Origin of the sequence: Alistipes sp. An31A, assembly GCF_002159425.1 — a bacterium.
GTDB classification, from domain to species: domain Bacteria; phylum Bacteroidota; class Bacteroidia; order Bacteroidales; family Rikenellaceae; genus Alistipes; species Alistipes excrementigallinarum.
Window position 1 is genome coordinate 17,877 of record NZ_NFIO01000009.1, and the last position, 13,286, is coordinate 31,162.

Below are 13,286 nucleotides of genomic sequence, written 5' to 3' on the forward strand. Positions count from 1 at the left end.
CCGGGGCGAAAAAAACACCGGCCTACGCTTCCGCATTCGGGGAAAAAGCGTATCTTTGCGGCCGATTGGTTCCCCAAGAGGCCCTTCAGGCCCTGTGGATTAAAAGGGAATCGGGTGCAAGTCCCGAACAGTCCCGCTGCTGTGAACCTCCGCCAATCCTTCCGAACATCACATGCCACTGACCCCGCCCGGGGTCGGGAAGGCCTCGGAAGGAGGAGAAAGTCAGAAGACCTGCCAACGAATTTTTACCGGTTGACCGGACCCGTGGAGAGGACGGTCGAATCGACAAGCGAATGTTTTACAGGATTTACGGTTTTCTAAGACTGTTCATACCCCTTTGTGCGGGTCTGAATGCATGCATGGCGGCACACGCCCAGAGCCTCGACTCGCTGCAGCATGTCGAGGAGGTGGTCATCACGGGGCACATCGTGCGCCGCGAGGTGATTCCCGTGCAGGAGCTCTCGGGACGGGCACTCCAGCGGCTGGGCACCCACAACGTGGCCGACGCGCTGCGCTACTTCTCGGGGGTGCAAATCAAGGACTACGGCGGCGTGGGCGGTCTGAAGACGGTCAACATCCGCTCGATGGGCACCAACCACGTGGGGGTCTTCTACGACGGTATCGAGCTGGGCAACGCCCAGAACGGCACGGTCGACCTGGGGCGCTTCTCGCTCGACAACATGGAGTCCATCACCCTCTACAACGGCCAGAAGAGCGCCATCTTCCAGCCGGCCAAGGATTTCGGCTCGTCGGGCTCGATTTACCTCCAGACGCGCACGCCCCGCTTCGAGGAGGGGGAGCACGACCACGTCAAGGCGACCTTCAAGAGCGGCTCGTTCGGCGTGGTCAACCCCGCGCTGCTCTGGGAGCACCGAATCACCGAGCGGGTGAGCAGCTCGCTCAGCGCCGAGTACCTCCACTCGTCGGGGCGCTACCGCTTCACCTACCGCATGGAGGAGGGCTACGACACGACGGCCGTGCGCCGCAACGGCGACATCAACGCCCTGCGCGTCGAGGGGGGCACCTTCGGCCGTCTGGAGCAGGGCTACTGGCGCGCCAAGGCCTACCTCTACACCTCGGAGCGGGGCTATCCCGGGGCGGTGGTGCGCAACAAGTTCTCGCACGAGGACCGGCAGTGGGACACCAACTTCTTCGTCCAGGGGGCGCTCAAGAAGGACTTCGAGCCGTGGTACAGCCTGCTCGTCAACGCCAAGTACGCCTACGACTACCTCCACTACCTGGCCGACCCCCGCAAGGACGAATCCATCATGTACACCGACAACCGCTACTACCAGCAGGAGCTCTACCTCTCGGCGGCCAACCGCTTCAAGCTCTTCCCGTGGTGGGAGGCGAGCTTCTCGGCCGACTACCAGTTCAACCTGCTCGACGCCGACCTGCGCGACTTCGCCTATCCGCGCCGCCACACGCTGCTGGCCTCCGTGGCCACGTCGCTGCGCTTCGGCCGCGCCGAGCTTCAGGCCAGCCTGCTCGGGACGCTCGTCCACGACCGCACGCGCGGCGAGTCGGCCCCCGACAAGCGGAAGCTCACCCCGGCCGTCTTCCTCTCGTGGAGGCCCTTCGCCCGGGCGGACTTCAACCTGCGCGCCTTCTACAAGCGCATTTTCCGCATGCCGACGCTCAACGACCTCTACTACACCTTCGTGGGCAACATCAACCTCGACCCCGAGTTCACCACCCAGTACGACGTGGGCTTCACCTACGGATGGAAGTTCGAGCACACGTGGCTGCGCCATCTGAGCATCCAGGCCGACCTCTACTACAACGAGGTGGAGAACAAAATCGTAGCCACCCCCACCTCGAACTTCTTCCGCTGGACGATGGTCAACCTGGGCAACGTCGAAATCCGGGGCATCGATGCCGCACTCGAGAGCGGGTGGGCCATCGGCCGCGACTTCACGCTCACCACGCGTCTGAACTACACCTACCAGAAGGCGCAGGACTTCACCGACCCGACGAGCGAGTTCTACGGCGGGCAGATACCCTACATCCCGTGGCACAGCGGCTCGGCGGCGCTCAACCTCAACTGGCGGCGCTGGGAGGCGAGCTACAGCTTCATCTATACGGGCGAGCGCTACTCCTCGCAGGCCAACATCGTCTACAACTACCAGCAGCCCTGGTATACGAGCGACCTCTCGCTGGGGCGCAGCTGGGAGCTGGGGCGCGGCGAGCTGCACGCCACGCTCGAGGTGAACAACCTGCTCAACCAGCAGTACGAGGTGGTGGCCTGCTACCCCATGCCCGGCATCAACTTCAAAATCATCGCACAATACTCCTTCTGACCCCGCCATGAAACCCCTTTCCCAGACCTTCGGACCGCTGCTGCGCCCCTGCGCCGCCGTCGTGCTGCTGCTCGCCGCGACGGCCTGCCGCAAGGAGCTGCCGATGATTCACTCCGAGGTGGACTACGTCGCCCTGCCGACCACCCCCGAGCGCATCGAGGGCTTCTTCCTGCTCAACGAGGGCAACATGGGCAGCAACAAGTGCACCATCGACCACTTCGACGCCCGCAGCGGCGGCTACCGGCGCAACATCTACCCGGAGCGCAACCCCGGCGTGGTGAAGGAGCTGGGCGACGTGGGCAACGACCTGGCCATCCACGACCGGCGGCTCTACGCGGTGGTCAACTGCTCGAATCTGGTCGAGGTGATGGATGTCTACACGGCCGAGCACATCGGCAGCATCTCGATACCCAACTGCCGCTACATCGTCTTCGAGGGCGACCGCGCCTACGTGAGCTCCTACGCCGGGCCCGTGCAGATTGACCCCGAGGCGCGCCCGGGCAAGGTGGTCGAAATCGACACCCGCACGCTCGAAATCACCCGCGAGGTGACGGTCGGCTACCAGCCCGAGGAGATGGTCATCACGGGCGGACGGCTCTACGTGGCCAACTCGGGGGGATACCGCTTCCCCAACTACGACCGCACGGTCTCGGTCATCGACCTCGACACGTTCGAGGTGGTCAACACCATCGACGTGGCCATCAACCTCCACCGCATGGAGCTCGACCGCTACGGCCGCATCTACGTCAGCTCGCGCGGCGACTACTACGGCACGGGCTCCGACATCTACGTCATCGACGCGGCCAGCGAGCGCGTCATCGGCAGCCTCGGCATCGCGGCCAGCGAGATGTGCATCGACGACGACCGGCTCTACATCATCAGCACCGAGTGGAGCTACACCTCGCAGAGCAACGAGGTCTCCTACGCCGTCTACGACACGGCCGAGCAGCGCATCGTCTCGCGCAACTTCATCACCGACGGCACCGACCGCGAGATTGTGCTGCCCTACGGCGTGGCGGTCAACCCCGAGACCAAGGAGCTCTACGTCTGCGACGCCACCAACTACGTGACGCCGGGCTACCTCTACTGCTTCTCGCCCGAGGGGGAGTTCCGCTGGCGGGTCCGCACGGGGGACATCCCGGCTCACATCGCCTTCTCGCCCGAGCCCTTCTACTGATGCGGCCCGGCGCAGCCATCCGACAAAAGAACGACAAATATCCCATAAAAAACCATGAAACAGATTCTTCCGAACAACCGGTTCTGCCGCACTTCGGCCGCCCTTGTGCTGGCCCTTGCGACACTCTCCTGCTCGACGGACGGGGGTGACGACGCCCCCTCGACGGGCAAGGCCACACCCTACGTCACGCGCGTCGTGGAGTTCCGCCCCGCCCCGGGGCAGTTCGTCAACCAGCTGCCCGAATACAGCGAGGGCGACACGCCCGAGGATATGAACCGCAAGGCGCTCGAAGCCATCGGCAACAACCGCCGGGGCATGGTCTCGCTGGGCGGTTTCGGCGGCTACATCGTCGTCGGCTTCGACCACACGATTGAGAACCGCGCCGGGCTGTGCGACTTCCGCGTGCTGGGCAACGCCTTCTACGCCAGCGGCCAGAGCGCATACGGCAGCAGCGAGCCGGGCGTCATCCAGGTGGCCTGGGACGCCAACTCGAACGGCCGTCCCGACGAGGACGAATGGTACGAGATTGCCGGCAGCTCCTACCCCACGGCCTCCGAGTCGTGGCTCGACAAGGCGGCCGAGGCGGGCAACGACACCCGCACGCAGCTCGGCTACCGCATCACCTACCACCGCCCGGCACAGGAGCCCGGCGCCCCCACCGAGGAGTACATCCGCTGGGAGGACAACCTGCAGCAGACGGGCTACCTCGCCATGAACTCGGCGCACCTGCAGTCCTACTACCCGCAGTGGCTCACCGACGACGAGCTCACCTTCGAGGGGACGCGCCTGCCGCAGAACGGCATCGACCTGAGCGGCGCGGGGACCAACTACGCCCTCTACCGCTTCGCCTTCGGATATGCCGACAACGACACCAACGAGAGCGCCGCCTCGGCCATCGACATCGACTGGGCGGTCGACGCCTCGGGCTCTCCGGTCCATCTGCCCGGCGTGGACTTCATCCGCATCCACACGGGAGTCAACCAGGTCAACGGCTGGCTGGGCGAGTGTTCGACCGAGGTGATGGGCGTCACCGACCTCCACCTCACGGGCGAGGAGCTTCCGAGCGAGGGCATCGGACGATAGGAGGACCCAACAAGCGATTCATATTAAACATTTTATTTTATCACAAACCACTTGTCATGAAGAACAGATTACTCTGGAGCACGCTGCTGCTTGCGGCGGCACTCACCACCGCCTCGTGCAGCAGCGACGATACGCCGGCTGCCGAGCCGACCTTCGAATTCACGACGGGCGTCGAGACGGGCATGCCCGTGATGGTCGTCCCGGGCACGCCGACGACGCTCACCTACAAGGCCGAGCACCTTGCCGGACTCACGGCCGAGGCCCTTCCCCAGGGTTGGGACATCGCCATCGACCCCGCCGCGGGCAGCATCACGCTCGAGGCTGCGGACGACGCCGTCTCGAAGGCCGTGCTGCGCCTCTCGGCCACGGGTTCCGCCGCGCAGCAGCCGCTCTACGAGGTTGAGCTCCGCTGCCTCAACACCTTCGACGACCCGGCCGGCACGTTCATCCTCAACGAGGGCAACATGACCACCGAGAACGGCTCGCTGACCTACATCTCGCCCGAGGGCTACGTGCTCGACGACGCCTACCGCACGGTCAACGGCTCGGAGCTGGGCAACGTGGCGCAGGACATGGCCTTCTGCGACGGCAAAATCTACGTCATCTCGCAGAACGGCAACCGGAACGCCAACGGCGCGGAGTTCGAGAACGACGGCATGCTTGTGGTCATGGATGCCCGCACGCTGCGCCGGACGGCCTCCTTCTCCAACGAAGAGCTGGCCGGACTCGACTGGCCGACGCACATCGCCGTACTCGACGAGCGCCACATCTACATCCGCGACAATGCCGGCGTCCACCGGCTCGACGGCGAAACCGGAACGCTAACCTTCGTCGAAGGTTCGGAGGATGCACCCAAGAGCCGCTTTGTCACGATGAACGGCAAGGTCTACACCTACCTGTCGGGACTCATCAGCAAGATTTACGAGATTTCGCCCGAAAGCGACGCCGTCAACAGCATCCGGCTCCCGCTCACCGGCATCGAATGCGACATCAACGAGGTGCTGGGCATCCAGGCCGCGGACGACGGCCGGATGTGGATTATGACGTTCGGATTCGGCAAGACGGCCATGAACAAGTTCGACCTTTCGACCCAGGACATCGTACAGCGTCAAATCAACATCAAACCCACGGCAGGAGCCTCGGGCGTGGCATTCGCCGCACACGACAACCTCGTCTACTACGCCGACGGAACGACCATCTACCGGCTCCCCTTCGACGAGAGCGCCAAACTCGACGCCGCTTCGGGACTCGACGCCGTCGAGCTGCTGACCGACGTGTCGGGGCTGGACCCCAATGCCGGACAACTCTACAACGGGCTGGGCGTACACCCCGCAACGGGCCACCTGCTCATCAACTCCATCAAGTCCTTCGCCCTGTTCACCCAGAACCAGATTTGGGCGTTCGACCCCGCCGGCGACTTCCTGTCACCGCTGGCCAAATATGAGAACTACACTAACTTCCCGGCCGGGTTCTTTTTCCCCGAAAACCGATAGACGACCATGAAAAACATATCTTCGACCATGAAACGAATCTGGTTATGGGGTGCGGTGCTCGGCGCATCGGCCCTGCTCAACGGCTGCACGTCCGACACGGACAACGACGGCGGCACTCCCCCTCCCGCCCACCAGGAGGGGTATGCCGACCCCGACGGTGTCATCCTGCTCAATCAGGGGGCCCGCATGTCGGAGAACGGTTCGATTTCCTACCTTGCGCCCGACGGCACCATCGAAAAGGATGTCTACCGGACGGTCAACGGTTCGGCCTTCGGCAACGAGGCCATGGACCTCGACATGTGCAACGGGAAAATCTACATCATGAGCAACAACCTTTACCGGCCGAACAACGAAGCCGGCGACGGATGTCTGGTCGTGGCCGACGCCGAGACGTTCCGCCGCGAAAAGGTCTTCACGGCCGACGACCTCACCTTCCCCCGGCCCGAAGGTTCGCTCGAGGAGCAGGAGATGCTCCCGCTGTTGACCCCGCTGGAGAACATCGCCGTCATGGACGAGCACAACATCTTCTTCTCGGACAGCCAGGGTCTGTTCCGGCTCGACGGCACAACCGGCGAGCTGAACATCGTCAAGGGCTCCTATGCCTTCGGCAACCAGGGTGCCACCATCGAGACGGTGGTCTCGACGCGCGGCATGACCGTCATCGGCGACCACCTCTACTGCGCCGGAGGGGGCTTCTGGTCCGAGACCAAGCTCTTCGAGTTCACCCGGGGCAGCGACGAGGTGACGCGTGAGCTGCCGCTCAAGGGCGAGTTCATCAGCGGCATCTGCCGCACGGGCGACCACGAGCTGCTCGTGGCCACCTGCGGACGCTCGGGCAGCACGAAGAGCTACCTCACCTACGTCGACACCGACTCGTGGAGCATCACCCTCGAGCGGCCGCTCAACGCCGACATCTCGGCCGAGTTCATGAACTCGTCGGGCGTGACGCTCGCGGGCGACTACCTCTACTTCGCCGCCGGCTCGCTCACCGTGAGCCGCCTCTCGCTCAAGACGTGGGAGGTCGAGGAGTACATCCACGTCACGGACGACGCCCCCGAGGCGCGCTACCTGACCTGCAACGTGGTGGCCGACCCCGAGCGGCAGCTGCTCTACGTCTCGGTTTCGAACGAGCTGGGCGAGGCGATTGTCTCCGACGGCAACATCCTGGTCTACGACTGCAGCGGCGAGGAGCCCGTGCTGAAGAACAATCTGGTCAACCGGGGCAGCTACCCGGTGAACATCTACCCCGTTTCGCGCTTCTACCGTTGAGCCGGGCGGCACGATGCAGCACCGAACGCCCCGCTTCCCTATCAGGGAGGCGGGGCGTTTGTCATGCGGCACGGCGCACGTCCGGGTGCATCCGGCCCATTTCAGAAGAGGAGCTTGTAGCCCACGCCGCGGGCGTTGACCAGCCGGATGTCGGGGTCGGAGGCCAGACGGTGGCGCAGGCGCGTGACGAAGACGTGGAGGCTGCGGGCGTTGAAGAAGGAGTCGTCGCCCCAGATGCGCTGCAGAATCAGCTGCGTGGGGACTACCTCGCCGCGCCGCTCGCAGAGCATCGCCAGCAGCGCCGTCTCGCGGGCCGAGAGTTCGAAGACCCGCTCGCCCAGCGTCAGCCGCTGCTGCCCCGCATCGAAGAGGAAGCGCCCCACGGCAAGCGGCGCCGGACGGGCCGCCGGCTCCGCGGCCGCTTGCCGTCCCGCAAGGGCGCGCAGCCGCACGATGAGCTCGCTCATGGCGAAGGGCTTGCGCAGGTAGTCGTTGCCGCCCGCCTCGAAGCCCCGCACCACATCCTCGGCGGCCGAGCGGGCCGACAGGAAGAGAATCGGCACCGAAGGGTCCCTGCGGCGGAGCTCAGCGACGAGCGACAGCCCGTCCATGCCCGGCATCATGATGTCGGTCACCACCACCTGGGGCCGCTCGCGGTCGAAGGCGCGGAGCCCCTCGACGCCGTTGTAGGCCACCGTGACGGTGAAATCCTTCTCAGAGAGCGTGTCGGCGATGATGTCGGCGAGCGTCTGCTCGTCCTCGACGAGCAGCACGCGAATCTTAGGAGCGGGAGTCATGGCTCGGAATGGTGATGGTGAAACGGGTGCCGCGCCCCGGTGCGGAGTCGACGCGAATGGTGCCGCCGTGGCGCTGGGCCACCAGGCGGGCGTAGTAGAGCCCCAGGCCGAAGCCGCGGACCTCCTGCCGGTCGCCCGTCGGCACGCGGTAGAACTTCTCGAAGATGTGTTCGCGCGCGCGGCGGTCGATGCCGATGCCGTCGTCCTCGACCGTCAGCCGCAGCCGCTCCCCGGCCAGACGCGCCCCGATGCAAATGTGCACCCGCTCGCCCGAATACTTGAGGGCATTGTCGACCAGATTGCCCGCCAGATGGCGCATATGGAAGCGGTCGAGCGGAAAGAGCAGCGGGTCGGGCTCGATACGGAGCTCGAAGCGGGCCTCCTTGCGGCTCTTGAGCCGGTACTCGTCGACCACCTCGCGCAGCAGCGCCCCGACGTCGGTCTGCTCGCGCACGAGGGCGAACTCGCCGCGCTCCTCGACGCTCATCGTCAGGATGCGCTGCACCATGTCGCTCAGCGCGGCCAGCTGCCGGCGGATGACCGTCAGATAGCGCCTCCGCCGCCGGGGGTCGTCCGCCGCGCCGAAGTCGAGCAGGGCGTCGTTCGCGGCGTTGGCCACGGCGATGGGAGTCTTCAGCTCGTGGGTGATGTTGTGGGTCAGGTCGCGGCGCATCTCCTCGAGCGTCTTCTGGCGGAAGAGCGTCCGCAGCAGGTAGAGCAGCGCCCCGGCTACGGCCCCGAGCATCAGGAGCGACGAGATGACCACGCCCGCCATCTCGCCCAGAAGCTGCCGGTAGGGATTCTCGATGCGCAGCCGGAAATAGAGCTCGTCGTCGGTCGTGAGCGAGGTCGTGAAGGTGAGCGGATCCGCAATCCGCAGCGAATCATTAAGAGCTGTAACCACCACCTCCGAATCCGGGAGCGGCTTTGCTGTAAAGGGCTTCACCGACGACGTGCTGTCGGAAGGACCGCGTACGACATCCACCTTGTGGGGCAGGTCGATACCCGCCGCTGCAAGGTTGCACGTGAGAAGCGAGTCGTAGCGTGCCATGTTGAGCTGCAGAAGATAGACCGGCGGAATGCGGATCTCCTGGCGGATGTAGCGGGTCGTTTCGCCGTCCGAGACGCTGATATTGTGGTGGATCGTATCGGATTTCGAGGTGAAGGAGATACTCTTGCCCGCGCCGCCGAGATTCTTTACCGAAACCGACTGAATCATATCCACCTGAATCGAGTCGATGTTCCCCGATGAGGAGAAGGTAATAAGGCTTTTGCGTTCGGTGGGTTTGTTTCCCAACAGCAGGTCGTCATAGGCCGCGCGCGTCATGGCCTGCATGACCTGGCGCGAGAACTCCTCGCGGCGGTCGCGGTAGACACCCGCAAGGCTCCACGCCTGCACGGCGACGAGCACCGCCAGCGAGGCGGAGACCAGAAGCGAGATGCGGCCGAAGCGACGTTTGTTCATCCGGAAGAGGTTCTTGTGCCGAACAAAGGTACGCATAAAATAGCCACGGCCGACGGCGTTAAGACTATTTAACATTCGTTAACGGGGCGTTAACCATCGCCTGCCGGATTTCGTGCAACCTTTGTCTTCGGAAACCAAAACCGCAACAAAGATGAAAAAGTTCCTTATCCTCCTCACGCTGCTCGGCGCATCGGCCGGAGCGGCGCTTGCCCAACAGACCATCGTAACCTATACGCCCGACGGCGTCAAGACCTACGACACGGCCGAACCGCCCAGCGAAGTGCTCGACACGACACGCTTTGTCGTCAGCTACCGCATGCTCTACCAACAGCGGCCCGAGAGCGAACACCCGATGGAGGACCTACTGCTGCTCCAGATCGGGCGCAACGTTACGAAATTCTACTCCTACAAGACATGGCAAACCGATTCACTCGTGCGCGTCACGCCGCCCGAACAGGTGTTGGCCAACCTCGGAAGTTTCCACGGAGGCGTGCAGGATGTCCTCTTCCGCGACCAAGCGGGCGGTCGGCTGACTCATATCGATCAGATTGACATGGACCACCTGCTCTACACCGAGCCGCTGCCCGCCATCGACTGGGAGCTTGAGGAGGGCGAGCGGACCATCCTCGGCTATGCGTGCCGCCGAGCGCGCTGCACCTTCCGCGGCCGCAACTACGAGGCGTGGTATGCGCCCGAGATTGCCGTGAGCGCCGGGCCGTGGAAGTTCGGCGGGCTGCCGGGGCTGATTCTTGCCATCAAGGACGATGCCGGGGTGCTCGACATGGAGGCAACGGGTGTGGAGCAGCGCGTCGAACCCATCCGCATGACCGATCGCAACTACATGAAAACAAGCCGTAAAAAGTACCGCGAGCTCAAGCAGAAGATAATGACTGACCCGATCGGTTACCTCACAAACAACTCGAACGTAAGTATAACCGTCACGTCCCAGGACGGCACGCCTCTCGGGCCGGGCGACCTCGTGCGCGGATACAACCCCATTGAACTCGATTAACTACAGCGACGCATGAAGTGGGCAGTATATATCGTTGCGCTGTTCGGAGTTACGCTCACGGCCGCAGCCCAGGAGCTGACCGGGCGCGTCGTGGATGCCGCCGACGGACGACCCCTTGCCGGGGCCATCCTGCTGGCGGCCGACAGCACGGGCCGGCAGGCCGGCTACACCACCACGGCGGCCGACGGCGCCTTCCGCCTCCGCCCGCGGCAGGGGATGCGGGCCGCCAGCGTCGAGGTCTCGATGATGGGCTACCGCCCGCAGCGCCACACCACCGCCCGGCTGCCGCGCGAGATTCGCCTCGAGGCGGAGGCCGTGAAGATTCGCGAGGTCGAAATCCGTGCGCCGCGCCTCTCGCTGCGGGGCGACACGGTGAGCTACAACGTCGCGAGCTTCACCGAGGTGCAGGACCGCACGATTGCCGACGTGCTGCGCAAGATGCCGGGCATCGAGGTCGAAAAGACGGGCGAAATCCGCTACAACGGCGAGCCCATCAACAAGTTCTACATCGAGGGGATGGACCTGCTCGACGGCCGCTACTCGCTGGCGACGAACAACATCCGGCCGCAGGACGTGGCCAGCGTCGAGGTGCTGGAGAACCACCAGCCCATCAAGGCGCTGAACGACATCGCCCTGAGCGACCGTGCGGCGCTGAACCTCCGCCTGAGCGAACACGCCCGCTCGCGCTGGACGGGGTCGCTGCGCGGCGCCGGCGGCTGGGCCTCCGACGGGGCGCTCTGGCGCGGCTCGGTCTTCGCCATGCGCATGGCGGCCCGCAGCCAGTCGATGCTCAACCTCAAGGGAGACAACACGGGGCAGGACCCCACGGCCGACCTCACGCAGCTGACGACCGACGAGCTGCTCGGCAACGACTTCAACCGTTACCGGAGCCCCGAGTGGTTCCGGACGGAGCTCACCTCGGCCCCGCTGGCCCAGGAGCGCACGCGCTTCAACCGCTCGGTCATGGCGAGCGCCGACCACCTCTGGAAGCTCACCGACGACTACCAGCTGAGCGGCCACGTCGGCTGCGGCTACGACCGTCTGACCTCCGACTGGGCGGCGCGGACGCTCCGCTACCTGACCGACGGGAGGCTCGAGGAGCTGGCGACGGAGCAGGCGCTGCTGCGCAACCGCACGGCCTCGGGCCGGCTCCGGCTGCAGGCCAACACCGAGCGCCTCTACCTCCGCGAGCGCCTCTCGGCCGACCTTGCGTGGAGCGATTTCCGCTCCGCGGTCGGGGGCAGCTACCCCAATCAGCAGCGCGCCTCGACCCCCTCGTACCGCGTGGAGAACGACCTGGACTGCATCCTCCGCAACGAGCGGCGCACGCTCACCCTCTCCTCCTACGTGCTCTACCTCTCGCAGCCGCAGTGGCTCACCGTCGAGCGTGCGGAGTCGGGGCAGCGGCAGGAGCTCGACATCGACCTGGTGCGGATGAACCACAACGCCGCATGGGCCCTGCAGGCCGGACGGCGCTGGACGCTCCAGCTCAAGGGCGGCATCGCCGCGCTGCTGCGCCGCATGGGGAGCTCGCTGACGGGCGTCGAGGCGGCCGCAACGTCGGTGCAGAGCCGTCTGGGCCAGGCGGGAGGCTACCTCCAGCCCTCGGTCACCTTCCGCACGCACCAGGTGCACCTCACGCTTGACCTCCCCCTCGAGCTGCGCCACTCGTGGCTCGGCACACGGCGCAGCACCGCCCTGCTGTGGGAGAGCCGCGCGGCACTCCGCTGGGAGCCGGCCGCACGGTGGCGTCTGACGGCGGCCGTCACGCTGGGCGAGAGCGCTCCCGACGAGCAGCAGCTCTTCACCGCCACCCTGCTGCGCGACTACCGCACGCTGACGCGGGGCATCACCTCGTTCGACCGCACGCTGCGCCGCTCGCTCTCGGCCGGCGCCAACTATCGCAATCCGCTCAGCGGCATCTTCGCCCATGCGCTCGTCATGCGCACGTGGAGTGACATGCCTTGGCTCTCCGAGCGGAGCTATGCGGGCGACTACATCGTCGACGGCTGGCTGCGCCGCACGAACCGCACGGCGTCGTGGTTCGTCGCGGGCGGCGCGAACATCAACATCGACGCCCTGCGCGGGCAGGCGGGGGTCGACGTGCAGTGGCAGACGACCCGTCTGGAGAGCATCCAGCAGGGCGAGCCGATGCCCTACCGTCTGGCGACGCTCACCCTCTCGCCTCGCTTCAACCTCCGCCTCGCCCGCTGGTTCAACACCGAATACCGCCTCAACTACCGCCGTTCGGTGCTGGGCATCGAACAGCAGGAGCGCTCCGTACAGCACTCCTTCGACCAGCAGCTGCAACTCCACTTCGCGCCGACGCGGCAGCTGGTCATCCGCCTCACGGGCGAGCACTACTACACGCAGCTCACCTCCACGCAGCGGAAGCACCTCGTGCTGGTCGACGCCTCGCTCGGCTGGAAGGTCGGCGAGCGGTGGGAGCTCACCCTCACGGCCACCAACCTGCTCGACCGCGACAGCTACACCTATACGCTCTTCGACGGACCGAGCTCGTCGTCGTACCGCTACGCCATCCGTCCGCGCAACCTGCTGCTGGGAGCCTCGTGGCGCTTCTGAGCCGGGCAGAAAGAGAGACGGAACCCCTCAATTCCGGGGGTCCCGTCTCTTCGTTTGTTCTGCTGACGGCCGCTGCGTTCTGTTACCGGCCGCGGATGAACATCTGC

The 13,286-nt window shown here is 65.3% G+C and carries 9 protein-coding genes and 1 riboswitch; of the genes, 7 read left to right on the forward strand and 2 right to left on the reverse strand.

Annotation, left to right across the window (positions count from 1 at the left end; translation table 11 throughout):
* The first annotated feature begins 49 nt into the window (after window positions 1-49).
* A riboswitch (cobalamin riboswitch) is annotated at window positions 50-254 on the forward strand.
* Window positions 255-293: 39 nt separating this feature from the next.
* The 5 genes from B5F90_RS08265 to B5F90_RS08285 all read left to right on the forward strand — a co-directional run bounded on the left by B5F90_RS08265 (window position 294) and on the right by B5F90_RS08285 (window position 7,322).
* Window positions 294-2,300, forward strand: a complete 2,007-nt coding sequence (locus tag B5F90_RS08265; RefSeq protein WP_087362332.1) for a TonB-dependent receptor — start codon at window positions 294-296, stop codon at window positions 2,298-2,300.
* Window positions 2,301-2,403: 103 nt separating this feature from the next.
* The gene (locus B5F90_RS08270) at window positions 2,404-3,477 is read left to right on the forward strand and encodes a DUF5074 domain-containing protein (RefSeq protein WP_234025680.1); all 1,074 of its coding nucleotides are present in this window, start codon (window positions 2,404-2,406) and stop codon (window positions 3,475-3,477) included.
* A 54-nt stretch (window positions 3,478-3,531) separates the two neighbouring features.
* Window positions 3,532-4,560, forward strand: a complete 1,029-nt coding sequence (locus B5F90_RS08275; RefSeq protein WP_143256141.1) for a PKD domain-containing protein — start codon at window positions 3,532-3,534, stop codon at window positions 4,558-4,560.
* Window positions 4,561-4,616: 56 nt separating this feature from the next.
* Window positions 4,617-6,053, forward strand: a complete 1,437-nt coding sequence (locus tag B5F90_RS08280) for a DUF5074 domain-containing protein (protein ID WP_087362334.1) — start codon at window positions 4,617-4,619, stop codon at window positions 6,051-6,053.
* 27 nt (window positions 6,054-6,080) lie between these two features.
* Window positions 6,081-7,322 (forward strand): DUF5074 domain-containing protein, encoded by a 1,242-nt coding sequence (locus tag B5F90_RS08285; RefSeq protein WP_143256142.1) that lies wholly within the window; start codon window positions 6,081-6,083, stop codon window positions 7,320-7,322.
* 101 nt (window positions 7,323-7,423) lie between these two features.
* Here B5F90_RS08285 and B5F90_RS08290 read toward each other — a convergent pair whose 3' ends face one another.
* On the reverse strand, window positions 7,424-8,119 hold the full coding sequence (locus tag B5F90_RS08290) for a response regulator transcription factor (protein ID WP_087362336.1): 696 nt from the start codon (window positions 8,117-8,119) through the stop codon (window positions 7,424-7,426).
* The gene (locus B5F90_RS08295) at window positions 8,103-9,584 is read right to left on the reverse strand and encodes a HAMP domain-containing sensor histidine kinase (protein ID WP_158699641.1); all 1,482 of its coding nucleotides are present in this window, start codon (window positions 9,582-9,584) and stop codon (window positions 8,103-8,105) included. Before B5F90_RS08295 ends, B5F90_RS08290 begins: the two co-directional genes overlap by 17 nt.
* A gap of 151 nt (window positions 9,585-9,735) precedes the next feature.
* Here B5F90_RS08295 and B5F90_RS08300 point away from each other — a divergent pair, with 151 nt between their 5' ends.
* Both B5F90_RS08300 and B5F90_RS08305 read left to right on the forward strand, forming a co-directional pair.
* Window positions 9,736-10,596, forward strand: a complete 861-nt coding sequence (locus B5F90_RS08300; protein ID WP_087362338.1) for a GLPGLI family protein — start codon at window positions 9,736-9,738, stop codon at window positions 10,594-10,596.
* A 12-nt stretch (window positions 10,597-10,608) separates the two neighbouring features.
* A complete protein-coding gene (locus B5F90_RS08305) occupies window positions 10,609-13,179 on the forward strand; it encodes a TonB-dependent receptor (RefSeq protein ID WP_087362339.1) in 2,571 nt (856 codons plus the stop codon).
* The last annotated feature ends 107 nt before the right edge of the window (window positions 13,180-13,286 follow it).

What these genes read in the sequence shown, in the direction of transcription:
- B5F90_RS08270 (WP_234025680.1), top strand. Translation starts at nt 2,404, where the DNA reads ATGATTCACTCCGAGGTGGACTACGTCGCCCTGCCGACCACCCCCGAG.
- B5F90_RS08295 (WP_158699641.1), bottom strand. Translation starts at nt 9,584, where the DNA reads ATGAACAAACGTCGCTTCGGCCGCATCTCGCTTCTGGTCTCCGCCTCG.
- B5F90_RS08280 (WP_087362334.1), top strand. Translation starts at nt 4,617, where the DNA reads ATGAAGAACAGATTACTCTGGAGCACGCTGCTGCTTGCGGCGGCACTC.
- B5F90_RS08265 (WP_087362332.1), top strand. Translation starts at nt 294, where the DNA reads ATGTTTTACAGGATTTACGGTTTTCTAAGACTGTTCATACCCCTTTGT.
- B5F90_RS08290 (WP_087362336.1), bottom strand. Translation starts at nt 8,119, where the DNA reads ATGACTCCCGCTCCTAAGATTCGCGTGCTGCTCGTCGAGGACGAGCAG.
- B5F90_RS08275 (WP_143256141.1), top strand. Translation starts at nt 3,532, where the DNA reads ATGAAACAGATTCTTCCGAACAACCGGTTCTGCCGCACTTCGGCCGCC.
- B5F90_RS08300 (WP_087362338.1), top strand. Translation starts at nt 9,736, where the DNA reads ATGAAAAAGTTCCTTATCCTCCTCACGCTGCTCGGCGCATCGGCCGGA.
- B5F90_RS08305 (WP_087362339.1), top strand. Translation starts at nt 10,609, where the DNA reads ATGAAGTGGGCAGTATATATCGTTGCGCTGTTCGGAGTTACGCTCACG.
- B5F90_RS08285 (WP_143256142.1), top strand. Translation starts at nt 6,081, where the DNA reads ATGAAACGAATCTGGTTATGGGGTGCGGTGCTCGGCGCATCGGCCCTG.